The organism is Pseudomonas hygromyciniae (genome assembly GCF_016925675.1).
Lineage (GTDB): Bacteria > Pseudomonadota > Gammaproteobacteria > Pseudomonadales > Pseudomonadaceae > Aquipseudomonas > Aquipseudomonas hygromyciniae.
Genome location: NZ_CP070506.1, coordinates 889,198 through 911,726, shown reverse-complemented (window position 1 = coordinate 911,726; position 22,529 = coordinate 889,198). Strand labels below are relative to the sequence as shown.

General features: G+C 60.8%; 20 protein-coding genes and 1 pseudogene. 13 read left to right on the top strand and 8 right to left on the bottom strand.

Annotated elements, in window-relative coordinates:
* Window positions 1-129: 129 nt before the first annotated feature.
* The 3 genes from JTY93_RS03840 to mrcB are packed head-to-tail and all read right to left on the bottom strand — an operon-like array spanning window position 130 to window position 3,531.
* On the bottom strand, window positions 130-459 hold the full coding sequence (locus JTY93_RS03840) for a YqcC family protein (protein WP_205478232.1): 330 nt from the start codon (window positions 457-459) through the stop codon (window positions 130-132).
* Window positions 459-1,190, bottom strand: coding sequence for a tetratricopeptide repeat protein (locus JTY93_RS03835; RefSeq protein ID WP_205478231.1), 732 nt, complete (start codon window positions 1,188-1,190; stop codon window positions 459-461). The genes JTY93_RS03840 and JTY93_RS03835 overlap by 1 nt, the downstream gene beginning before the upstream one ends.
* A 16-nt stretch (window positions 1,191-1,206) precedes the next feature.
* Window positions 1,207-3,531 (bottom strand): penicillin-binding protein 1B, encoded by a 2,325-nt coding sequence (mrcB, locus tag JTY93_RS03830; protein ID WP_169995105.1) that lies wholly within the window; start codon window positions 3,529-3,531, stop codon window positions 1,207-1,209.
* A gap of 117 nt (window positions 3,532-3,648) precedes the next feature.
* Here mrcB and JTY93_RS03825 point away from each other — a divergent pair, with 117 nt between their 5' ends.
* From JTY93_RS03825 to JTY93_RS03815, 3 genes are all read left to right on the top strand, one after another.
* Window positions 3,649-5,205 carry a bifunctional aminoglycoside phosphotransferase/ATP-binding protein gene (locus tag JTY93_RS03825; protein ID WP_205478230.1) on the top strand — a complete coding sequence of 519 codons (1,557 nt, stop codon included), beginning with the start codon at window positions 3,649-3,651 and terminating at the stop codon, window positions 5,203-5,205.
* Between the two features lie 91 nt (window positions 5,206-5,296).
* Window positions 5,297-5,641 (top strand): pentapeptide repeat-containing protein, encoded by a 345-nt coding sequence (locus tag JTY93_RS03820; RefSeq protein ID WP_205478229.1) that lies wholly within the window; start codon window positions 5,297-5,299, stop codon window positions 5,639-5,641.
* 201 nt (window positions 5,642-5,842) lie between these two features.
* Complete coding sequence (locus tag JTY93_RS03815; RefSeq protein WP_169909993.1) at window positions 5,843-6,115, top strand: TfoX/Sxy family protein; 273 nt, start codon at window positions 5,843-5,845, stop codon at window positions 6,113-6,115.
* Between the two features lie 281 nt (window positions 6,116-6,396).
* Here JTY93_RS03815 and JTY93_RS03810 read toward each other — a convergent pair whose 3' ends face one another.
* From JTY93_RS03810 to JTY93_RS03800, 3 genes and pseudogenes are all read right to left on the bottom strand, one after another.
* A complete protein-coding gene (locus JTY93_RS03810) occupies window positions 6,397-7,164 on the bottom strand; it encodes a heme ABC transporter ATP-binding protein (protein WP_205478228.1) in 768 nt (255 codons plus the stop codon).
* Window positions 7,164-8,203, bottom strand: a pseudogene (locus tag JTY93_RS03805) (FecCD family ABC transporter permease). The gene JTY93_RS03810 and the pseudogene JTY93_RS03805 overlap by 1 nt, the downstream one beginning before the upstream one ends.
* Window positions 8,200-9,078, bottom strand: a complete 879-nt coding sequence (locus JTY93_RS03800; protein ID WP_205478227.1) for a heme/hemin ABC transporter substrate-binding protein — start codon at window positions 9,076-9,078, stop codon at window positions 8,200-8,202. Before JTY93_RS03800 ends, JTY93_RS03805 begins: the two are co-directional and overlap by 4 nt.
* 184 nt (window positions 9,079-9,262) lie before the next feature.
* Here JTY93_RS03800 and JTY93_RS03795 point away from each other — a divergent pair, with 184 nt between their 5' ends.
* Complete coding sequence (locus JTY93_RS03795) at window positions 9,263-9,580, top strand: Rieske (2Fe-2S) protein (RefSeq protein ID WP_205478226.1); 318 nt, start codon at window positions 9,263-9,265, stop codon at window positions 9,578-9,580.
* Here the strand turns inward: JTY93_RS03795 and sfsA are convergent.
* Together sfsA and JTY93_RS03785 are read right to left on the bottom strand one after the other, a co-directional pair.
* On the bottom strand, window positions 9,577-10,290 hold the full coding sequence (sfsA, locus tag JTY93_RS03790) for a DNA/RNA nuclease SfsA (protein WP_205478225.1): 714 nt from the start codon (window positions 10,288-10,290) through the stop codon (window positions 9,577-9,579). The two genes, JTY93_RS03795 and sfsA, sit on opposite strands and share 4 nt — an antisense overlap.
* Window positions 10,290-11,462, bottom strand: a complete 1,173-nt coding sequence (locus JTY93_RS03785) for a pyridoxal phosphate-dependent aminotransferase (RefSeq protein WP_205478224.1) — start codon at window positions 11,460-11,462, stop codon at window positions 10,290-10,292. Before JTY93_RS03785 ends, sfsA begins: the two co-directional genes overlap by 1 nt.
* Window positions 11,463-11,781: 319 nt before the next feature.
* Between JTY93_RS03785 and dksA the strand changes: the two genes are divergently transcribed.
* The 9 genes from dksA (at window position 11,782) to panC (ending at window position 22,388) form a co-directional block, all read left to right on the top strand.
* Window positions 11,782-12,216: an RNA polymerase-binding protein DksA gene (gene dksA, locus JTY93_RS03780; protein ID WP_029298940.1), complete on the top strand. Its 435-nt coding sequence runs from the start codon at window positions 11,782-11,784 to the stop codon at window positions 12,214-12,216.
* Window positions 12,217-12,300: 84 nt separating this feature from the next.
* The gene (gene gluQRS / locus JTY93_RS03775; RefSeq protein WP_205478223.1) at window positions 12,301-13,188 is read left to right on the top strand and encodes a tRNA glutamyl-Q(34) synthetase GluQRS; all 888 of its coding nucleotides are present in this window, start codon (window positions 12,301-12,303) and stop codon (window positions 13,186-13,188) included.
* A gap of 62 nt (window positions 13,189-13,250) precedes the next feature.
* Window positions 13,251-13,427, top strand: a complete 177-nt coding sequence (locus JTY93_RS03770; RefSeq protein WP_003176118.1) for a hypothetical protein — start codon at window positions 13,251-13,253, stop codon at window positions 13,425-13,427.
* Window positions 13,411-16,365, top strand: a complete 2,955-nt coding sequence (locus tag JTY93_RS03765; protein WP_169995125.1) for a sensor histidine kinase — start codon at window positions 13,411-13,413, stop codon at window positions 16,363-16,365. Before JTY93_RS03770 ends, JTY93_RS03765 begins: the two co-directional genes overlap by 17 nt.
* A 22-nt stretch (window positions 16,366-16,387) precedes the next feature.
* Window positions 16,388-17,815 carry a sigma-54-dependent transcriptional regulator gene (locus JTY93_RS03760; RefSeq protein WP_169995127.1) on the top strand — a complete coding sequence of 476 codons (1,428 nt, stop codon included), beginning with the start codon at window positions 16,388-16,390 and terminating at the stop codon, window positions 17,813-17,815.
* A gap of 713 nt (window positions 17,816-18,528) precedes the next feature.
* Entirely contained in the window at window positions 18,529-19,926 is a 1,398-nt protein-coding gene (locus tag JTY93_RS03755; protein ID WP_133715797.1) for a polynucleotide adenylyltransferase PcnB, read from the top strand.
* Between the two features lie 5 nt (window positions 19,927-19,931).
* Window positions 19,932-20,414, top strand: a complete 483-nt coding sequence (gene folK, locus JTY93_RS03750; RefSeq protein WP_205478222.1) for a 2-amino-4-hydroxy-6-hydroxymethyldihydropteridine diphosphokinase — start codon at window positions 19,932-19,934, stop codon at window positions 20,412-20,414.
* Between the two features lie 322 nt (window positions 20,415-20,736).
* Window positions 20,737-21,537, top strand: a complete 801-nt coding sequence (gene panB / locus JTY93_RS03745) for a 3-methyl-2-oxobutanoate hydroxymethyltransferase (RefSeq protein WP_169995132.1) — start codon at window positions 20,737-20,739, stop codon at window positions 21,535-21,537.
* Window positions 21,534-22,388: a pantoate--beta-alanine ligase gene (gene panC, locus JTY93_RS03740; RefSeq protein ID WP_205478221.1), complete on the top strand. Its 855-nt coding sequence runs from the start codon at window positions 21,534-21,536 to the stop codon at window positions 22,386-22,388. The genes panB and panC overlap by 4 nt, the downstream gene beginning before the upstream one ends.
* Window positions 22,389-22,529: the final 141 nt, after the last annotated feature.

Sequence of the window (22,529 nt, the reverse complement as noted above, 5' to 3'; positions counted from 1 at the left end):
TGCGCTTTTTTCCAACTAAGCGCATGAGAACGTAGAAGAAAGGGGTTTGAGGAGGGATAAAACTCGCCTGAATGTCGTCAAGCGGTAGAAATGTGCGCAAGACTGCCGGAAAACCCGGCAGTCAGGCAATTAACGAGCGCCGACGATCAATTGGTCGAACTTTTTCAGCGCAGACCTTAGGCCAAGACTCTCTTGGGGGCGATCGGCGTAGACCATCTCGGCCATCTCCAGAATGCCCGATGCATTAGGTAACGGCAGGTCCTGTTCGAGGATCTGTTTCATCCGGACCAGGAAGATCCACTGCAGCCACTGATGAAAATCCAGGGTATCGACTGAAAACGGCTCAACGCTGCTCAGCGCCTCGGCTGTGGGGGACGCTTCATCCCACCAGCCCGCCAGGCGCAATTCACGCTCAATCAGCAATAACTGTTCGGCAATCGCCGGAAAACGAGAATCCATCAGAGACTGACCTTGGCCTTTTGCCGAGCCTGGGCGGCGCCGGCAGCATCACCTTGCGCGGCACGTGCATCACCAATCAAGGCCCACAGGCTGGCTTGCAGATCAGGACGACCGTTGGCCATGGTCAAGCCGCGACGGGCGAACTGTTCAGCTTGTGGCGCATCACCCTGGGCCATGCGCACTTGCGCCAGGCGGTAGAGCACCTGCGGCTCACGTGGTGCGACACGCTGGGCGCGCTCAAGGCTGGATGATGCGCCGTTCAAGTCGCCACCAGCCTGCTGTTGCTGCGCAGTGGTGAGCAACGCCAGGACCGGGCCGTCCAACTGCTCGTCGGCAGACAATCCGCCGGCGCTGGCCGAAGGAGTCCCGCTTGGTGTCGACGGCATGTTGTAGGAACCCTGGTTGATCGGCGCAGTATCAATTGGCGCGGAGTTCGACGGCCCAGGTGTGATAGGGCCCGGCGTCCAAGGCGCGGAGCTGATCGGCGCTGACGTGGTAGCGCCACCACCCGGGACCATCACCACCACCCCGGAATCCTGCGGCACAGCCTGGGTCGTGGCAGGGTTGGGACGGGTGGTCACGGTCTGGCGGAAGCCGCCATTGGCCGAAATCCGGTCATTGTTGGACACGGCCGTGCCGGAATCCACCACCGGGATCGAGCCGCGCTGCACGCTGGAGCAACCACCGAGCAAAGCTAACGTTGTAATAGCCGGAATCAACCACTTGTTCACTTGAAATCCTCTTTGCTTAATTCATCCAGCCCTTGACCCAATCCATCACCGAATCCGCATCCGTGGGCACACCTGTGCCACACGGAGCGCCGGCTGGCGGTTCACTGCCGCGAATATACGGCATCTGCACCGCGCCCGGACAGTTGGCATCGGAGCCCTGCCCGGTATGGGGGTCGATCCAGGCCTGAACAATATTGTCGGGTTGCGGCATGTTCAGTGGCAGCGGGTCGGCCTTGTGCATAAAGCTGGTCCAGACCTGCAAGGCGCCGGTCGCACCGGTAAACGGTGTCTTGCCATTGTCATCGCGCCCCAGCCACACCACCGCAAGCAGGTCCTGGCTGAAACCGGCGAACCAACTGTCACGGGAATCGTTACTGGTACCGGTCTTGCCGGCCAGCGTCAGGTTGGCCGGCAACGAGCTGTACACCGACCGACCGGTACCTTCACGCATAACCCGTTGCATGGCGTTCTGGATCAGATAGATGGAAGCCGGATCAAAACGCTGCTCGATCTGGAACGGATAGCGCTTGAGCGGCTCACCTTCCGCCGTGAGAACACTGCGGATCCCGCGCATCGGTGTATTGAAACCACCGTTGGCGAGGGTCTGGTACATGGTCGCCACTTCCATCGGGCTCAAGCCCCCTGCACCCAGCAACATCGACGGGAACGCCGGAAACTCGCGGCTAACACCCAATCGCGCCAGGGTCTTGAGCACATTCGGCACGCCCAACTCCAGGCCAAGCCGCGCCGTGGACAGGTTGTAGGAATGCGCCAGGCCCTGGTACAGGAACACCGTACCGTGGGAGCGACGATCATAATTCTGCGGCTTCCACACCTGGCCGTCGGCGCCCTTGACCGAAAACGCTTCATCGGAGAGCCAACTGGTCAGGGTGTACTTGCTCGGTTTTTCCAGCGCGGTGAGGTACACCGCCGGCTTGATCAGCGAGCCAATCGGCCGTACGGCATCCAGTGCACGGTTGAAGCCGGCAAAGCTGGCCTGGCGGCTGCCGATCATGGCCTGGACTTCACCCGTTTCCGGATTGGTCACCACCATGGCCGCTTCGACTTCGTCCGAGCCTTTACGCCCGGCCAGGCGCTTGAAGGTATCGCTGACCGAGGCCTCGGCCTTCATCTGCAGGATCGGGTCAAAGCTGGTGAAGATTCGCAGGCCTTCTTCGGTCAAGTCTTCGTCGCGATAGTCTTCGCGCAACTGGCGCTTGACCAGGTCGATAAAGCCGGGGAAGGAACTGTCGGCCAACTTGCCACGGGTGGTGACGCCCAGGGGCATCTTTTTCGCTGCGGCGACCTGTTCTGCTGTGGCTACACCCTGCTGCTCCAAGACATCGAGTACCAGGTTGCGGCGCTCCAGGGCCCGTTCCGGGTTGCGACGCGGGTTGTAATAGGACGGCCCCTTGACCATGCCCACCAGCAACGCCACCTGGTGCAACTTCAGCTCGGACAATGGCTGGCCAAAGAAGAACTGGCTGGCGAGGCCGAAACCGTGCACGGCGCGCTGACCATCCTGGCCGACGAACACCTCGTTGAGGTAGGCCTCCAGAATCTCCTGCTTGCTGTAATGCAACTCCAGCAGCATCGCCATCATGGCTTCGGTGAGTTTACGGGTCAGGCTGCGTTCGCTGGTCAGGTAGAAGTTCTTGACCAACTGTTGCGTCAGCGTACTGCCGCCCTGGGTCATCCGGCCACCCGAGGTGTTGACCCAGATGGCGCGGGCGATGGACTTGGGCGATACGCCCCAATGGCTGTAGAAATCCCGGTCTTCGACCGCAACCAGGGTTTCCAGCAGATACGGCGGCACCTGATCGATCTTGATCAGGATGCGATCCTCAAGGTTCTTCGGGTAAATCCCACCGATCAACAAGGGCTCAAGGCGCACCACTGGCAGCTTGCCGCCATTGAGTGCAGAAAGCTCGGCCACGTAATCCCCGGAGAAGCGTACGCGCACCGGCTGCGCCTTTTCGAGGCCTTCATAGAACTGGAAGCCCCGGGTGTTCAAATCCACGGTGTTGCCGCTGACCGCCGCCGCCCCCGGACCATTGGCCACGGCTTCACGCCGGTAGCCCAACGCATCGAGCTCAGTGAGGAAATCAGCCTTGCTCAACTTCTGGCCGGTAAACAGCTCCAGCGGGCGAGCGTAGACCTTCGCCGGGATGGTCCAGCGCTTGCCAGAGAACTTCTCCTGGACCACGGCATCGAGGTAAACCGCGATGCCTGCGAGCACCACCAGGCCAACCAGGCCGAGCTTGAGCGCCCACCCCAGCCAGGGGCGCAGGCTGCGGGAAGGAGGTTTTTTGCGGGAACGGGGAGATCGGGTACGAGTCATGGCGGCGGATTATACGCATTTTATTGACGATCAACATGAACCGGACGGCGGTTTGCATGACCGACTTGAGCGGCCATAATGCGCTCCATTATTTTCCCAGACTCCGAAGGATCGCCCGTGAGCCAGCCCCTGATTGCCGCCCTGCAAAACCCGGCCCTGTTTCCTCATCCGGTCGAAGCGTTTCAAGTCATCGAAACCCATATTTCCTGGGTCCTGCTCACCGGCCCCTATGCCTACAAGATCAAGAAGCCGGTGAACTTCGGTTTCCTCGACTTTACCCAACTGGACGACCGCGCCCACTTCTGCAACGAAGAGCTGCGCCTGAACCAACGCCTGACGCAAGATTTGTATCTTGAAGTGTTGCCGATCACCGGCAGCGTTGAAGCACCGCAACTGGGAGGCGAAGGTCCCGCTATCGAATATGTGCTGAAAATGCGCCAGTTCCCGCAAAGCCAACTGCTGAGTACCCTGCAGGCCAACGGCGAGCTGACCAGCGGCCACATTGATGAGATGGCTAGCCAGATTGCGCAATTTCACCTGAACGCGCCCAAGGTTCCCGAGGCACATCCGGCCGGCACCCCGAACGAAGTGATGGCGCCGGTGCGGCAGAACTTCGAGCAGATTCTTCCGTTCCTCAGCGACAAGGCCGACCTGGCCCAACTGGAAGCACTGCAAGCCTGGGCCCAGAGCAGCTTCGAACGCCTCAAGCCGCTGCTGGAGCAACGCAAGCTCAATGGTTTTATCCGCGAGTGCCACGGTGATATCCACCTGGGCAACGCGACCATGATCGACGGGCACGTGGTGATCTTCGATTGCATCGAGTTCAACGAACCGTTCCGCTTCACCGACGTGTGCGCCGACACCGGCTTCCTGGCCATGGATCTGGAAGACCGCGGCCTCAAGTCCCTGGCCCGACGCTTTATCAGCCAATACCTGGAGCTGACCGGCGATTACCAGAGCCTGGAGTTGCTGAATTTCTATAAAGCCTACCGCGCGCTGGTCCGCGCCAAGGTCGCGCTGTTCAGCATGCCGGCCGAGGCAACACCAGTCGAACGGGCGACCACCCTGCGCCAATACCGCAACTACGCCAACCTGGCCGAAAGCTACAGCACTATCCCCTCGCGTTTCCTGGCCATTACCCATGGTGTGTCGGCGACCGGCAAAAGCCATGTGGCGATGCGCCTGGTGGACGCGCTGGGAGCCATTCGCCTGCGCTCCGATGTCGAGCGTAAACGCCTGTTCGGCGAGCAGCAGGTCGAAAACACCCCGCAAGCCGGGATCTATGCCTCGGACGCCAGTGCCGCGACCTACGCCCGCCTGAATACCCTCGCCGAAACCGTACTGCGCGCAGGTTTCCCGGTAGTCCTGGACGCAACCTACCTCAAGCGTGAGCAACGAGACGCTGCCGCCAAAGTCGCAGAAGCCACCGGCGCGCCCTTCCTGATCCTGGATTGCAATGCACCGCAGGCCGTTATCGCCAGCTGGCTGGCAAAACGTCAGGCAGATAAAAACGATCCGTCCGACGCCACCCTGGCGGTCATTGAACAGCAGCAAGCCAGCCGTGATCCCCTGGGCGCCGAAGAGCTGCTGCTGAGCAAGCGGGTCGAGACCAATGAGAGCGGGACGCTGGACGCGCTGGTTGCTCATGTTCGCCAGCACCTGCCAGGGTTGTAATAAATATTTCCTGGCCGTGATGCCGTTAACAGCTCACGGCCAGAAATAGTGGCACTATAATGGCATTATAAGTCCAACAGGAGATGCCGCCATGGGCCAGCCGAAGCTGCTTGATACCCCGCTCTACGCGCTGCTGCATAAAGATGACATCCGTGGTTTCAATCAGGAGCGCCCCAAGGATGGCGTCATAGATATGCGTGGCGGCGACTTCCGTGGGCTCGACCTGCGTCACCTGGACGCCGAGGGCATGGATTTTACCGACGCCTATTTCCGTTCTGCCGACCTGCGTGGCCTGGACTTGCGCGACTGCGCGCTGGAAGGCGCGAGCTTGGCCCATGCGCAGATCTCGGGCACTTACTTCCCCCCAGAGCTGAGCGCTGACGAGATCCTTATGTCGGTCAATTTCGGCACTCGCCTGCGTTACCGCACCCGCTGACCGTACACCTTTATCTCCAGCCTCGCGCAATGCGGGCTGGGGGCCGACGCCTGTCACCGTCAAGATCCCAGCGCCAGCCTTAGAAGCATTTACGTCGTTTCTGAGCAAACAACTACGCTTTTCCTACTGAGCGCTACACTCCTTTCAGGCTTGCCTGGTCACGATACCCACCGAACCATTCGGCCGTCGCAAGGAGGCTTGATGAATGATGAGCTGCAACACCTGAAAAACCTTGGCAAGACCTCGGCGCAATGGCTGCATGCGGTGGGCATTCATAGCGCTTCGGACCTGCGTCGCCTGGGCGCGGTAGATGCCTACCGGGCGGTACGCACTCGCGGCTTCCGGGCTTCAAAAGTCCTGCTGTATGCCATCGAAGGCGCATTGATGGACGTGCATTGGAACGATATTCCAACCGAGCGCAAGGAAGCCTTGAATCGCCAACTGGAAGCGTTGTCGCCACGCAATAAGAACTGAGAAGGGCAAAAGCCCAGTGTTTGCGGGGATTCCAAACAAGCGTTTGAGGAAACCCTTCCAGAGCGAGAAAACAAATGTTGACTCACAAATGAGAATCGTTATGATTATCACAACTGGTCGCGAGATCAGCCGATAACTGAAAGACCATTGGTTCGGACTCTCAGATTATCTCCTCATCAGGCTAATCACGGTTATTTGACCCGGCTCTTGCCGGGTCTTTTTTTGCCTGCGTTTTATGGCCCGGGCACATGAATGTATTACTTGCCGGCTCCTACAGGTTTTTAGCGCGCGATGATCAGTGGATGGCCTAGTTCAGGATGGGGCTGCACCAGTACATCCAGGCCAAACACCGCCTTGAGCCGCTCAGGACGCAACACTTGCGCCGGTGTACCCAGGGCGTGGGGGCGACCGTTTTCCAGCAGCAAGATACGATCACAGTAACGCGCCGCCAGGTTCAGGTCGTGAAGGATCACCAGCACCGCCGCGCCACGATCGGCAAAGCTGCGGATGGCCTGCAAGGTCGTATGCTGATGCAACGGGTCAAGCATTGACGTCGGCTCGTCCAGCAATAACGTCTGCCCCGCCTCGCCCGGCCAGAGCTGTGCCAGCACCCGCGCCAGGTGCACGCGCTGGCGCTCACCACCGGACAGGGCCAGGTAACTGCGCCCACTCAAATGGCCTACATCGGCAGCCCGCAAAGCGGCTTCGATGATTTCATCGTCGCGTACCCGCCCGGTCTGGTGGGGCAAGCGCCCCATGCCCACCACTTCCTCGACGCGAAAAGCGAAATCCAGGGTCGACACCTGGGGCAGCACCGCCAGCCGCTGTGCCCGTTGCGCGCCCTGCCAATCCTTGAGCTCGTGGTCGTCCAGCCAGACCCGCCCTTCATCCGGATGCAATTGCGCGCACAACGCACCCAGCAATGTACTTTTACCGGCGCCATTGGGACCCAATACGCCCAATACTTCACCCGGCTTGAGGTCCAGGGTCACATCAGCCAGTACGGTTTTGCGACCGCGACGGATCTGCAGGTTTTCCACTCGCAGCATCAGGCGCGTCCTCGCAGCAGCAGGTAGAGAAAAAACGGCGCACCGATAAAGGCGGTAACAATGCCGATGGGCAACTCAGCCGGCGCCAGCGCCAGGCGAGCCACCAGGTCGGCGAATAGCAACAGACTCGCACCCGCCAGCACCGAGGCCGGCAGGAGCACGCGATGATCAGGGCCCGCCAATAGTCGCACCAAATGCGGCACCACCAACCCGACAAAACCGATCAGCCCTGCAGCAGCGACCGCTGCGCCAACCCCAAGGGCCGTGCAAAATACCAGTTCGCGCTTGAGCCCCTCGACATTGATCCCCAGATGACTGGCTTCCGATTCGCCCAAAAGCAAGGCATTGAGCGCCTTGGCCCGGCGCGGCAGCCACAGCGCCACGCCCGCACTCACCAGCAGTAACGGCCACAAACGCGAGTAGCTGGCGCCATTGAGGCTGCCAAGGTTCCAGAACGTCAGGGTGCGCAAGGTGGCGTCATCCGCCAGGTAGGTGAACAGGCCCACCGCCGAAGCTGCCAGGGCGGTCAAGGCGATGCCGGCCAAGAGCATGGTTGCGACATTGGTCTGGCCGTCGCGCCGTCCCAGGCGATACACCAGCGCAGTCACGCCCAAGCCGCCGAGGAATGCACACAGCGACAGCAGATACGGCCCCACCGCGTCCGGCAGGCCACCGAAAGCCGCGCCGCCGACGATGGCCACTGCTGCCCCCCAGCGCAGCGCCACTGGACACGCCGACCAGCCCCGGGTCGGCCAACGGATTACGGAACAACCCCTGCATGGCAACCCCCCGACAGCGCCAGCACCCCACCCACCGCAAGCCCCAGCAAAGTGCGCGGCAGACGGATCTGGCCGAGAATCAGTTCAGCCTGCTCCAGGCCCTGGGCCTCGATGGGCACGCCCAGCAAGCGCAAGGCGGCGCGCAATGTGTCAAGCAACGGCAGGCTGACCGGCCCAAGGGCCAGGGACAGCCAGATCGCCAATACACACAACAGGCTCAAGCCGATAAACAGCGCGCGCGGTTTAACCAGAGTGGTCATGGGGCGGTTTGGGCATTAGCGGGATAGAACCCGGCGGACAAGGCTTGCAGGCTGGCCGGCAAACGCGGGCCCAGGCCACCGACCAACAACGTGGGGTCCAACTCAAACACCCGGCCGGCCTTGGCCGCCGAGGTGCTCGCCAGAATCGGGTTTTCCTTGAACAAGGCCGCGCGGGCCGCCTCGCCACTCAAGGCGCGGTCGGAGAACACCAGTACTTCAGGGCGCAACCCCGCCAGAGACTCAACCGAAAACGGCTTATAGCCGCTGTGCGTCGCCAGGTTGCGCCCACCGGCTTGTTGCAACACCCAATCGGCGGCCGTGTCCTTGCCGGCGATCAGCGGCTTGCCCCCGGCATGCCCGAGTATCAGCAGCACGCCGGGAGCCTTTTGCCGGGTTTGCGCCTGGGTCACGGCCGTCTTTTGCAGGTTCAGTTGCTGTTGGTAAGTACTGAACAGTGCCGAGGCCTTGTCTTCGGCACCCAACAACTTGCCCAGGTGTTGCAGGTTGTCTTGCAGGGTCGGCAGATCCGCCTGCGCGGAGAACAATTCCACTTGCACCCCCGCATTACGAATCTGCGCCAGCACCGGTGGTGGCCCCATTTCCTCGGTGCCCACCAGGATCTGCGGTCGCAGGCTCAGGATCCCTTCGGCGGAGAGCTGGCGCTGGTAACCGATACTCGGCAGCGCCTTGAGCGACTGCGGATGCTGGCTGGTAGTATCCACGCCCACCAGCTTCGACTCCCCGCCAAGGGCCGTCACCCACTCCGACAACGCCCCCCCGGCGCTGACCCAGCGTTGAGGCAGCTCAGCAGCTTGCGCCACGTGGTTGACCAGCAGTCCAACAACAAGCGCAATAGCGCTGGTACTCAGGCGCATAAAAGGGTTTCCTTCCTGGGGTGAAGCCTGTCATGTGACCGTCTGGGATCGTACTGAGCACGCAGTCAGCCAACGGGCGAAGCCGGCATTTGATAATTGTTTGCATTTGAACGTCAAGCACCGGGCTCACCCGCAAACCTCGGATCACTCCACAACCCTTGAGCCGCGCTACCTGAGAACACTTATGAAGTTTCTGTGCCCATCCCATGAACTGGCCCCAGACAGCAGTCGCGGCTTCGATATCGATGGCCGCAAGCTATTTGCCGTACGCCGCGAAGGCCGCGTGTATTTCTATATCAACCGCTGCCCCCATCGTGGCGTCCCGCTGGAGTGGCAACCTGACCGGTTTCTCGATACCAGCGCGAGCATGATCCAATGCGCCACCCACGGCGCGTTGTTTCTGATCGAAAGCGGTGAATGCGTCGCCGGCCCCTGCGCGGGCCAGAGCCTGACGCCCCTGCCCGGCCGGGAAGACGCACAGGGGTTGTGGGTGCAACTCTAGTCGTTGAGCAATACCAACAAGGGGCGATCGATGCAGATTTGCTGGGCACTCACCTGCACCCCATAAGCCAGGACCTCCACCCCAGCAGCCTTGGCCTCGCGCAGCGCAAGGGCGTACCCCGCGTCGATTTCCTCAGCCGGCCTTACGCCGTCAATGCCGGACAGATTCACACAGTACAACTGCACCGCTCGTACGCCGCTACGGGCCAGGTGCGCCAACTCCCGCAAATGCTTGGCGCCACGCTGAGTCACCGCATCGGGAAACGCCGCGATAGACGTGCCGTCAAACCCCAGGGTGACACTTTTGACTTCGACATAGGCTGCGCCGCCAGGGTAGTCCAGGCGAAAGTCGATACGGCTTTTCTCCTGACCGTAAGGCACTTCGCGCTTCAACGCGGTAAAACCGTTGAGCTCCGTGATCACCCCGGCATTCAGCGCCTCTTCAACCAACTGGTTGGCCCGTGCGGTGTTGACACACGCCAGCCGCCCCTGGGGCGTTTCAGCTATCTCCCAGGTGCCCGGCAGTTTGCGCTTGGGGTCGTTGGAACGACTGAACCAGACCGACCCGCCTTCGACCATGCAGTTGAACATCGAGCCAGTGTTCGGGCAGTGGATGGTGAGCAGTTCGCCGGTAGCGGTTTCGATATCGGCCAGAAAGCGCTTGTAGCGGCGAATCAGCCGCCCTTCTTCGAGGGGAGGATGAAAAAGCATCAGCCTTGCCAGCTCCGCAAACCACGGGCAATCCGCTCCACGGCTTCCTGGAGGCGATCGAGGTTTTGCGTATAGGCAAAACGCACATGGTGACCGGCCTGGAAGCGACCGAAGTCCAACCCCGGCGTGAATGCCACATGCTCGGTTTCAACAAAGTGCCGGCAAAATGCGAAAGCATCGCCGCCAAAGGCGCTGATATCGGCATACAGGTAAAACGCCCCCTCAGGCTCGACCGCAATACCGAAACCCAGCTCACGCAAGGCCGGCAGCAGAAAGTCACGCCGGCGCCCGAACTCGGCCCGTCGTTCTTCAAGAATCGCCAGGGTTTGCGGGGTAAAACAGGCCAATGCCGCATGCTGGGCCATGCTTGGCGCACTGATGTACAGGTTCTGCGCCAGCTTTTCCAAATCACCCACCGCAGCGGGCGGCGCCACCAGCCAGCCCAGGCGCCAACCGGTCATGCCGAAATACTTTGAAAAACTGTTTAGGACAAACGCCTCGTCATCCACTTCCAGCACGCTGGCCGCATCAGTGCCATAGGTCAGGCCATGATAGATCTCATCCACCACCAGATGGCCATTGCGCGCTTTGATCGCACTGGACAGGCCGGCCAGCTCATCGCGTGTCAGGATGGTTCCGGTCGGGTTGGCCGGCGAGGCAACCAATGCCCCCACGCTGTCCTGGTCCCAATAGCGCTCCACCAGGTCGGCAGTCAATTGGTAGCGCACCTCGGGACCGACCGGCACCAGTTGCGCCGCCCCCTCCACCAGTCGCAGGAAATGCCGGTTGCAAGGGTAGCCGGGGTCCGCCAGCAGCCAATGCTTGCCGGGGTCCACCAGCAGGCTGCTGGCCAGGAGCAAGGCACCGGAGCCGCCCGGGGTGATCAGGATGCGCTCGGGGTCGATATTCAAGCCATAACGCTGCTGGTAGAAACCACTGATGGCCTCGCGCAATTCCGGCAGGCCACGGGCGGCGGTGTAGCGGGTCTTGCCATTGGCCAGCGCGGCCTGGCCGGCCTGGATGATCGGCTCGGCGGTGGTGAAGTCCGGCTCGCCGATTTCCAGGTGAATCACATCATGGCCTGCGGCCTGCAGCTCATTGGCTCGCGCCAGCAGAGCCATGACATGAAAAGGTTCGATAGCACGACTGCGAGCACTGTAGGGCTGAGCCATTAGCCTTCCTTAACAATGAGGACAAAATCGGGATTCTACCGAACCCGTGCGGTAAAACATGCTCTATTGCCTGGCTGACCAGGATGATCAACCAAGCAAGCGCCTGCAAAAAGACTAAAATCATCACTCGAGACGGTGCATGCCCGGCCACGGTGGATCGCAACAGTTTGCAACCCCAGCGAGATGGGCCTCGACAACCGGGAGTGGCGCACCCCGAATCTATCTGGTAAGTTCGCCCGCTTGCAGCCGCAGGGCCGGCAGGTGTCGGTGATGTTGCAATCCTGCGCAATGGATTAGAAGAGTGAGAGGCGGTCTATTCATGTCCACCCAAGCAAAGCAACAGAGCATCAGCGGCTTCGAACCCTACATCGAGACGAAGGGCGAGGAGTACATGGGCGAGCCCATGCGCAAGCACTTCACCAAGATCCTGCAGAAATGGAAACAGGACTTGATGCAGGAGGTCGACCGTACCGTTGACCATATGAAGGATGAAGCCGCCAACTTCCCTGACCCGGCCGACCGTGCCAGCCAGGAAGAAGAGTTCAGCCTTGAACTGCGCGCCCGTGATCGCGAGCGCAAACTGATCAAGAAAATCGACAAGACGCTGCAACTGATCGAAGACGAAGAGTATGGCTGGTGCGAATCCTGCGGCGTCGAGATTGGTATTCGCCGCCTGGAAGCCCGTCCTACAGCCGACATGTGCGTAGACTGCAAGACCTTGGCCGAAATCAAGGAAAAACAGGTCGGCAAGTAATCCCTGCCGGGCTGAACGAATGGGGCGTGCAAACGCCCCATTTTTGTTTCTGGAGTTTGGCGGTTTTCCAGTAATATCCAGGCCATGACAGCCTCTCCTTATATCGGGCGTTTCGCCCCCACGCCCAGCGGCCATTTGCACTTCGGCTCCCTGGTTGCAGCCCTCGCTTCCTATCTCGACGCCCGCGCCAATCAAGGCCGCTGGCTAATGCGCATGGAAGACCTCGACCCACCCCGTGAAGAGCCCGGCGCCCAGGCGGCGATCCTGCATGCCCTGGAAAGCTACGGTTTTGAATGGGACGGCGAACTGGTCCGGCAAAGCAAGCGGCATGATGCCTACGCCAAAGTACTGAACGACATGTTCAACCATGGCTTGGCTTACGCCTGCACCTGCTCACGCAAGCAACTCGAACCGTATAACGGCATTTATCCAGGCCTATGCCGCAATGCCGGTCACGACCAGCAGGATGCTGCCATTCGCCTACGGGTTCCCGAGCTGGAATACCATTTCACCGACCGCGTCCAAGGCCAATTCCGACAACACCTGGGCCGCGATGTCGGCGATTTCATCATCCGCCGCCGCGACGGCCTGTACGCCTATCAATTGGCCGTGGTGCTCGACGATGCCTGGCAAGGTGTCACTGATATCGTGCGCGGCGCCGACCTGCTGGACTCCACGCCACGCCAGTTGTACCTGCAGGAGCTGCTGGGCCTGCGCCAGCCGCGCTACCTGCATGTGCCCCTGATCACCCAGCCGGACGGTAACAAGCTGGGCAAATCCTACCGCTCCCCGCCGTTGACGCCCGACCAGGCCACGCCGCTGCTATTAAGGGCCCTGCGCGCACTCGGCCAGACGCCTGGGGATGAACTGCTCCACGCCAGCCCACGGGAACTGCTGGATTGGGGTATCCAGCACTGGGATGCCACCCGGATCCCGCGCACACTGACCCTGGCCGAAGCGCAATTGCACTGAAGGCGCTTGCAGCCTGCCAGCCATCCGTTAACATCGCCGCAGTTTTTCAATCAGAGGCCAACATGTACATCTATCGATTGGTCCTGCTGCTGGTCGTCGGGATCTACCTGTTTTCTCCCGCCATCATGGACTGGTGGATCGACGCCACGGGCGCCTGGTATCGCCCCTATCTGCTGTGGCTGATCCTGATCGTCGTGACCTTCATCCTGCAGAGCCAAAAAGATGCCGATGAGCTTTAGCCTGACCCAGATGCTGCTGATCAGCGCCGCCTACCTGGCCGCGCTGTTCGGGGTGGCCTGGATCAGCGAGCGTGGGATGATCCCGCGGGCGATCATTCGCCACCCACTGACCTACACCTTGTCCCTGGGCGTGTATGCCAGCGCCTGGGCGTTTTATGGCACGGTGGGCCTGGCCTACCAATACGGCTATGGGTTTCTTTCCAGCTACCTCGGGGTGTCCGGGGCCTTCCTGCTGGCGCCGGTATTGCTGTACCCGATCCTGAAGATAACCCGCACTTACCAGTTATCGTCGCTGGCCGACCTGTTTGCCTTCCGCTTTCGCAGCACCTGGGCCGGCGCGCTGACCACGATTTTCATGCTGATCGGCGTGCTGCCGCTGCTGGCCCTGCAAATCCAGGCCGTGGCCGACTCCATCGGCATCCTCACCCATGAACCGGTGCAACATCGGGTGGCCCTGAGCTTTTGCGCGCTGATTACCCTGTTCACGATTTTTTTCGGCTCGCGGCATATCGCTACCCGGGAGAAGCACGAAGGTCTGGTATTTGCGATTGCCTTCGAGTCAGTGATCAAGCTGATCGCCATCGGTGGCGTGGGCCTATACGCACTGTACGGCGTGTTCGACGGCCCGCAACAACTGGAACTGTGGCTGCTGCAAAACCAGACCGCCCTCGCCGCCCTGCACACCCCGCTGCAAGAAGGCCCATGGCGCACGCTGCTGCTGGTGTTCTTTGCCTCTGCCATCGTCATGCCACACATGTATCACATGACCTTTACCGAGAACCTCAACCCGCGCTCGCTGGTCAGCGCCAGCTGGGGCCTGCCGCTGTTCCTGTTGCTGATGAGCCTGGCGGTGCCGCTGATCCTCTGGGCCGGTCTGAAACTGGGGGCCACGACCAATCCGGAATATTTCACCCTCGGTATCGGCATCGCGGCCAACAGTAAATCCCTGGCATTGCTGGCCTACGTCGGCGGGTTATCGGCGGCCAGCGGCTTGATCATTGTCACCACCCTGGCGCTGTCGGGCATGGCCCTCAACCACCTGGTACTGCCGCTGTACCAGCCGCCCGCCGAAGGCAATATCTACCGCTGGCTGAAATGGACACGCCGCGCGCTGATCGTGGCGATCATCATGGCCGGCTATGGCTTCTACCTGCTGATGGCGGCCGAGCAGGACCTGGCCAACCTCGGCATTGTGGCCTTCGTCGCCACCTTGCAGTTCTTGCCGGGCGTTCTGTCGGTGCTGTACTGGCCGACAGCCAATCGACGCGGCTTTATCGCCGGGCTGCTGGCGGGGATCCTGGTGTGGCTTGTCACCATGCTGCTACCGCTGGTCGGTAACCTGCAGGGCTTCTATATCCCGCTGCTGAACATGATCTACGTGCTGGATGACACCAGTTGGCACATGGCGGCCATCGCCTCGCTGGCAGCCAACGTGCTGATGTTCACCCTGATTTCCCTGTTCACCAACGCCAGTCCCGAAGAAACCAGCGCTGCCGAAGCCTGCGCGGTGGATAACGTGCGCCGCCCGCAACGCCGCGAATTGCATGCGGCTTCGCCCCAGGAGTTTGCCACCCAACTGGCCAAGCCCCTGGGCGCCAAGGCCGCGCAAAAAGAAGTAGAGCAGGCGCTGCGCGATCTGTTCCTGCCCTTCGACGAGCGCCGCCCTTATGCCCTGCGCCGCCTGCGCGACCGCATCGAGGCCAACCTGTCGGGGCTGATGGGCCCCAGCGTATCCCAGGACATGGTGGAGACTTTCCTGCCCTACAAGGCCGGCGGCGAAAACTATGTCACCGAAGACATCCACTTTATCGAGAGCCGGCTGGAGGACTACCACTCGCGTCTCACCGGCCTTGCCGCCGAACTCGACGCCCTGCGCCGCTACCACCGCCAGACCCTGCAGGAACTGCCCATGGGTGTCTGCTCCCTGGCCAAGGACCAGGAAATCCTGATGTGGAACAAGGCCATGGAAGAACTGACCGGCATCGCCGCCCAGCGCGTGGTGGGCTCGCGCCTGACCACCATCGCCGATCCTTGGAAAGAACTGCTGCAGGGCTTTATCAACCTGCCGGACGAACACTTGCACAAACAACATCTGGCCCTCGACGGCCAAACCCGCTGGTTGAACCTGCACAAAGCAGCGATCGACGAACCCCTGGCCCCCGGTAACAGTGGCCTGGTATTGCTGGTCGAAGACCTGACCGAAACCCAGATGCTTGAAGACAAGCTGGTGCACTCCGAGCGACTGGCCAGCATCGGACGACTGGCAGCCGGCGTAGCCCACGAGATTGGCAATCCGATCACCGGTATCGCGTGCCTGGCGCAGAACCTGCGCGAAGAGCGCGAAGAAGACGGCGAAATCACCGAAATCAGTGGGCAGATCCTCGAACAGACCAAACGCGTCTCGCGCATCGTGCAATCGCTGATGAGCTTTGCCCATGCCGGTGGCCACCAGAATCACGATGAAGCAGTGTGCCTGGCCGAAGTCGCCCAGGATGCCATTGGGCTGCTGGCCTTGAACCGGCGCAATTTCGAAGTACAGTTCTATAACTTGTGCGATCCGGAACACTGGGTGGTCGGCGACTCACAACGCCTGGCCCAGGTGCTGATCAATCTGCTGTCCAATGCCCGCGACGCGACACCCGCCGGCAGTGCGGTGAGGGTCAAGAGCGAGGCTTTCGAACACACGGTCGACCTGATCGTGGAGGACGAAGGCAGCGGTATTCCACAGAACATCATGGACCGATTGTTCGAACCCTTCTTCACCACCAAGGACCCTGGTGAAGGTACAGGTCTGGGCCTTGCACTGGTCTATTCCATCGTTGAAGAGCATTATGGACAAATCACCATCGACAGCCCGGCTGACACCGAAAGCCAACGCGGCACCCGTATTCGGGTGACCTTGCCGCGTCATGTCGAAGCGACGTCCGCTGTGAACTGAGACCGTCGAGAGAATTGAATCAATGCCGCACATTTTGATCGTCGAAGACGAAACCATTATCCGCTCTGCCTTGCGTCGCCTGCTTGAACGTAATCAGTACCAGGTCAGCGAAGCCGGCTCGGTGCAGGAAGCCCAGGAGCGTTTCAGCATTCCCACATTCGACCTGATCGTCAGTGACCTGCGCCTGCCTGGCGCGCCGGGCACCGAACTGATCAAGCTCGGCCAGGGCACGCCGGTGCTGATCATGACCAGCTACGCCAGCCTGCGCTCCGCCGTCGACTCGATGAAGATGGGCGCGGTGGACTACATCGCCAAGCCTTTCGACCACGACGAAATGCTCCAGGCGGTGGCCCGCATCCTGCGTGATCGTCAATCGGCCAGCAGCGCCCCAGCGGAACGGCCGGCCGGCAAGGCCGCCAGCGATAAGCCCGGTGTCGACAACAGCAATGGCGAGATTGGCATCATCGGTTCCTGCCCGCCCATGCAGGATCTGTACATCAAGATCCGCAAGGTTGCGCCCACCGACTCCAATGTATTGATCCAGGGCGAGTCCGGTACCGGCAAGGAGCTGGTGGCCCGTGCCCTGCACAACCTGTCCAAGCGCGCCAAGGCACCGATGATCTCGGTGAACTGCGCGGCAATTCCCGAATCCCTGATCGAATCCGAACTGTTCGGCCACGAAAAAGGTGCCTTTACCGGCGCCAGCGCCGGACGCGCTGGCCTGGTGGAAGCGGCGGACGGCGGCACGCTGTTCCTCGACGAGATCGGTGAGCTGCCTCTGGAAGCCCAGGCACGCCTGCTGCGGGTACTGCAAGAAGGCGAGATTCGTCGGGTTGGCTCGGTACAGTCGCAAAAAGTCGATGTGCGTTTGATCGCCGCGACTCACCGTGACCTGAAAAGCCTGGCGAAGATCGGCCAGTTCCGCGAAGACCTGTATTACCGCCTGCACGTGATCGCCCTCAAGCTGCCGGCCCTGCGCGAACGCGGTGCCGACGTCAACGAGATTGCCAATGCATTCCTGTTGCGCCAGAGCGCACGGGTGAACCGTACCGACCTGACGTTTGCGGCCGACGCTGAACAGGCCATCCGCCATTATTCGTGGCCAGGTAACGTGCGCGAGCTGGAAAACGCCGTGGAACGGGCGGTGATCCTTTCGGAGAGCCCGCAGATCTCCGCTGAGCTGCTGGGCATCGATATCGAACTGAGCGACCTGGACGATGACGACTTCATTGGCCTGGCACCACAACAGGGCGGCAGTAACTCCAGCCATGAGCCCACGGAAGACTTGTCCCTGGAAGACTACTTCCAGCACTTCGTCCTGGAACACCAGGACCACATGACCGAAACCGAACTGGCGCGCAAACTGGGCGTCAGCCGCAAGTGCCTGTGGGAGCGGCGCCAGCGCCTGGGGATTCCACGGCGCAAGACCGGGGTTGCCAGCGAAAGCTGAGGCCAACTCACATTGGGTAACACCCCAAACGTGAAAAAACTGTTACCTCAGATATTCACGTAACAAAAAGCCGGGGCTTACGGTAACGAAGCCCCGGCTTTTTTTTGCCCGCCAAACACCCGAAAACCGGCCAACCCCCTGATTTTGCTGGCCCTCGCAAAAGTTGGCACGCACCCTGCTATATGCTTAGTACAAGAACAATAAAAAGCACCGTACACCCCACAATAAAAATAAGACGAATCGACTCACGCATAATAAAAACAACACGGCGGAGGCGCAGCTAACTGATTCTTTTGGAGAGGCGTTGCATTTGGGGCTTGCCCCGCAACCAGGCCGAGAACAACAAAAACTGCCCCAAGGCAGAGCCTGAACTGGTTGGATCATTGATCATAGCAACACAGCGACCAAAGCAATCCGTTTGCTCTTGACTCCCGATTGGGAGTGCCATGAAGGTCAAATCTCATGGCGAGGGCGATCAACAAAAACAAGAAGCCCGAAATCAATAATAAAAATAGAGCACGCAACTACTTTCTGGGGGAGCTTCGGCTCCCCTTGTAGTTTCTGCGTTTTGAGCGCCATACCCGCTTATTTAAGCATCTGGCTCAACGCTTGCAGCTAGTTCCTACACCATCCCCTGACTAAATGCTAGAATCCCGGCCCATCATGCGGTCATTCTTCGTTATGGCCGAACATTCCTTCAAACAGTGCATCCCATGCTGAAGAAGTTGTTCCAGTCATTCCGTTCCCCCTTGCGTCGTACGCAACACATTCGCAGCACGCCTGAAGTGCTCAACAGCAATCAACACTCGCTGCAGCGCGCCCAGTTCAGCCGTTATGCGGTGAACATCGTCGAACGCCTGCAGAACGCTGGCTACCAGGCCTATCTGGTCGGCGGTTGCGTGCGCGACATGTTGCTCAACATCACCCCAAAGGATTTCGACGTCGCCACCAGCGCCACGCCTGAACAAGTGCGTGCCGAGTTTCGCAACGCGCGGATCATCGGTCGGCGCTTCAAATTGGTGCATATCCACTTTGGTCGCGAGATCATTGAAGTCGCGACCTTCCGCGCAGGCCACCCGCAAAACGATGAAGAGGAAGACAGCAACCAGTCTTCCCGCAACGAAAGCGGACGCATCCTGCGGGACAATGTGTACGGCACCCTGGAAGAAGACGCGCAACGTCGCGACTTCACCATCAATGCCCTCTATTACGATCCGGTCAGCGAGCGCATCCTCGATTACGCCAACGGCGTGCACGATATCCGCAATCACCTGATCCGACTGATCGGCGACCCCACGCAGCGCTACCAGGAAGACCCGGTACGCATGCTGCGGGCCGTGCGGTTTGCCGCCAAGCTGAACTTCGGCATCGAGAAACACACGGCCGCGCCGATTCGCGAACTGGCTCCGATGCTGCGGGAAATCCCCTCGGCGCGCCTGTTCGAAGAAGTGCTCAAGCTGTTCCTGTCCGGGCATGCCGCCGACACGTTCGAAATGTTGGTGGACCTGCAGTTGTTCGACCCACTGTTCCCGGCCAGCGCCGATGCACTGGAGCACAACCCGACGTACACCCACACGCTGATCAGTGAAGCCTTGATCAACACTGACCTGCGGATCAAACAGAACAAACCGGTGACCCCGGCGTTCCTGTTTGCTGCCCTACTATGGCCTGCGTTGCCGGCCCGGGTGCTGCGCTTGCAGAACCGTGGCATGCCGCCCATTCCGGCGATGCAGGAAGCGGCCCACGAACTGATCGCCGAACAGTGCCAGCGCATCGCGATCCCCAAGCGTTTCACCCTGCCGATCCGCGAGATCTGGGACATGCAGGAGCGCCTGCCCCGCCGCAGTGGCAAACGTGCCGACCTGCTGCTGGACAACCCGCGCTTCCGTGCCGGCTATGACTTCCTGCTGCTGCGCGAAAGCGCCGGCGAGCAGACCGATGGCCTGGGCGAATGGTGGACCGACTACCAGGACGCCAATGACAGCGAACGTCGCGAGATGATCCGTGAGCTCAGCAGCAAAGGCGAAGCCACTGGCGACGGGCCGAAAAAACGCCGCCGCAGCAGTGGCAGCAAACGCAAGCGCAGTGCCGCCGACACCTCTGGCGAATAAGCACGGTGGAGCGTATCTACATCGGCATGGGCAGCAACCTCGCTGCCCCGCAACAGCAATTGCGCAATGCCCTCGAGGCGTTGACGCAGTTGCCGAACACCACATTCGCGGGTGTTTCTGCCTTCTATCAAAGCGATTCCCTGCTTCCCGGCCAACCGCGCTACACCAATGCCGTGGCGGCGCTGGACAGCACCCTCGAGCCGCTGGAACTGCTGGATGCGCTGCAAGCCATCGAGAACGATCAGGGCCGCGAACGCCTTGAACGCTGGGGGCCACGCACCCTGGACCTGGATATCCTGCTGTTTGGTGATCGCCTGATCGACGAGCCGCGCCTCAAGGTGCCTCATTACCAGATGCATTTAAGGGCTTTCGTGCTCTATCCACTTGCCGAATTGGCGCCGCCCACTTTAAAGCTGCCTGACGACCGCCGACTCAGCGACCTGCTCGCCGAATGCCCATTCGTCGGCCTGGAACGCCTGCTCCTGTAGGAGCAAGCTTGCTCGCGAAAATCGTCAATATAAATGCCGGCGGCCTGATTAAACGCGTTGTCTAGATCCTCTTCGCGAGCAAGCTCGCTCCTACAATCGCATCAGTAACAGCGGTAACACCCCGCTCGTAACAATGCGGTAACACATCCAATTGACTTCCAGAGTTCTCCTCACGACTATAGGCGTCCCGCTGCCGCCAACCCGGCGCTGAAGGGCGCAATCCAGGCCTTATAAGCACTGCTCTGAAGAAAGTGCGCCTGTATAAACGAAGACTCACGCGCGTTACTCGCTGTTTCCAAGCGCCTGAACGAGGACCCTTTTCATGCCAGACATTACCCTGACCACCTTGCAGAGCCTCAAACTCAAGGGTGAAAAAATCGCCATGCTGACCTGCTATGACGCCACGTTCGCCCAGGCTTGCTGCCAGGCCGGCGTCGAGGTGCTACTGGTAGGCGACTCCCTGGGCATGGTTCTTCAAGGGAATGACAGCACCCTCCCCGTCACGACCGATGAACTCGCCTACCACACCGCCAGCGTCAAGCGCGGTAACGAGGGCGCATTCATCATCGCCGACCTGCCGTTCATGGGTTACGCAACGCTTGAGCAAACGTTCCAGAACGCCGGCAAGCTGATGCAGGCCGGGGCACATATGATCAAAGTGGAAGGTGCCGTGTGGCTTGCCGAGTCGATCCGCCTGCTGGCTGAACGCGGCGTGCCGGTATGCGCACATATGGGCCTCACGCCACAGTCGGTGAACATCCTCGGTGGTTACAAGGTCCAGGGCCGCAATGAAGCCCAGGCGCGGCAGATGCGTGCCGATGCCATCGCCCTGGAGCAGGCCGGCGCCGCGATGATCGTGCTCGAATGCGTGCCAAGCGAACTGGCGCAAGAGATCACCCAGGCGGTGAAAATCCCGGTGATCGGCATTGGTGCGGGCAGCGCGACTGACGGCCAGGTCCTGGTACTGCACGATATGCTCGGCCTGAACCTCAGCGGCCGCGCACCGAAATTCGTGAAGAACTTCATGGCCGGCCAGGACAGCATCCAGGCCGCGCTGAGCGCCTATGTTGCCGAAGTCAAAGCCGTTACCTTCCCAGGCATCGAACACGGATTCTCTGCATGAACACCGTAAAAACCTTGCGCGAACTGCGGGCCGCCGTCACTCACGCGCGCAGCGCCGGCAAGCGCATCGGCTTCGTGCCCACCATGGGCAACCTGCATGCCGGCCACGCTACGCTTGTGACCCGCGCCGCCGAGCAAGCCGACTTCGTGGTGGCGAGCATTTTCGTCAACCCACTGCAGTTTGGCGCCGGCGAAGACCTGGACAAGTACCCACGCACCCTCGCCGCCGACCAGGAAAAGCTGCTGGTGGCAGGCTGCAACCTGCTATTTGCCCCTACGGTTGACGAGATGTACCCCGGCGGCATGACCGTGCAGACCCGGGTCAGCGTGCCGCAACTGTCCGAAGGCCTGTGCGGCGCCAGCCGTCCGGGTCACTTCGAGGGTGTGGCGACGGTGGTGAGCAAGTTGTTCAACATGGTCCAGCCGGACCTCGCGGTATTCGGGCAAAAGGACTACCAGCAACTGGCGGTGATCCGCGCCATGGTGCGCGACCTGAACATGCCGATCCAGATCATTGGCGAACCCACCGTGCGCGCCGAGGACGGCCTGGCGCTGTCCTCGCGCAACGGTTACCTGAGCGAAGAACAGCGCGCCATTGCCCCGGTGCTGTACCGCAGCCTCAGTCATATCGCCACCGCAATCGAGAACGGCGATCGCGACTTTGCCAAACTGCGTGCCGAGCAGATCCAACACATCGAGGCCGCCGGTCTGCGCATGGACTATCTGGAAGTTCGCCAGGGCCAGCATTTGCGCCCGGCAACCGCCGAGGATCGTGATGTTGTTATCCTCGTTGCCGCTTACCTGGGCGCGACCCGGTTGATCGACAACCTGCACCTCACTCTACCCGCCTGATCCTGGCGATACTCCACTGTAGGAAAGGCTTGCATGGGAGCGGGCTTGCCCGCGATTGCGGTGGGTCAGCGGCAAATGCATCGACTGACAGTCTGCCATCGCGGGCAAGCTGAACTGGCCTAATGATCCCGGACACCTCTT

Excerpts from the sequence above, each read along its gene's own strand:
- JTY93_RS03810 (WP_205478228.1), bottom strand. The coding sequence starts at position 7,164 with ATGCTGCGAGTGGAAAACCTGCAGATCCGTCGCGGTCGCAAAACCGTA.
- JTY93_RS03760 (WP_169995127.1), top strand. The coding sequence starts at position 16,388 with ATGCCGCACATTTTGATCGTCGAAGACGAAACCATTATCCGCTCTGCC.
- JTY93_RS03765 (WP_169995125.1), top strand. The coding sequence starts at position 13,411 with ATGCCGATGAGCTTTAGCCTGACCCAGATGCTGCTGATCAGCGCCGCC.
- dksA (WP_029298940.1), top strand. The coding sequence starts at position 11,782 with ATGTCCACCCAAGCAAAGCAACAGAGCATCAGCGGCTTCGAACCCTAC.
- JTY93_RS03795 (WP_205478226.1), top strand. The coding sequence starts at position 9,263 with ATGAAGTTTCTGTGCCCATCCCATGAACTGGCCCCAGACAGCAGTCGC.
- panC (WP_205478221.1), top strand. The coding sequence starts at position 21,534 with ATGAACACCGTAAAAACCTTGCGCGAACTGCGGGCCGCCGTCACTCAC.
- JTY93_RS03840 (WP_205478232.1), bottom strand. The coding sequence starts at position 459 with ATGGATTCTCGTTTTCCGGCGATTGCCGAACAGTTATTGCTGATTGAG.
- JTY93_RS03820 (WP_205478229.1), top strand. The coding sequence starts at position 5,297 with ATGGGCCAGCCGAAGCTGCTTGATACCCCGCTCTACGCGCTGCTGCAT.
- JTY93_RS03770 (WP_003176118.1), top strand. The coding sequence starts at position 13,251 with ATGTACATCTATCGATTGGTCCTGCTGCTGGTCGTCGGGATCTACCTG.
- JTY93_RS03800 (WP_205478227.1), bottom strand. The coding sequence starts at position 9,078 with ATGCGCCTGAGTACCAGCGCTATTGCGCTTGTTGTTGGACTGCTGGTC.
- JTY93_RS03755 (WP_133715797.1), top strand. The coding sequence starts at position 18,529 with ATGCTGAAGAAGTTGTTCCAGTCATTCCGTTCCCCCTTGCGTCGTACG.
- gluQRS (WP_205478223.1), top strand. The coding sequence starts at position 12,301 with ATGACAGCCTCTCCTTATATCGGGCGTTTCGCCCCCACGCCCAGCGGC.
- JTY93_RS03815 (WP_169909993.1), top strand. The coding sequence starts at position 5,843 with ATGAATGATGAGCTGCAACACCTGAAAAACCTTGGCAAGACCTCGGCG.
- mrcB (WP_169995105.1), bottom strand. The coding sequence starts at position 3,531 with ATGACTCGTACCCGATCTCCCCGTTCCCGCAAAAAACCTCCTTCCCGC.
- JTY93_RS03785 (WP_205478224.1), bottom strand. The coding sequence starts at position 11,462 with ATGGCTCAGCCCTACAGTGCTCGCAGTCGTGCTATCGAACCTTTTCAT.
- sfsA (WP_205478225.1), bottom strand. The coding sequence starts at position 10,290 with ATGCTTTTTCATCCTCCCCTCGAAGAAGGGCGGCTGATTCGCCGCTAC.
- panB (WP_169995132.1), top strand. The coding sequence starts at position 20,737 with ATGCCAGACATTACCCTGACCACCTTGCAGAGCCTCAAACTCAAGGGT.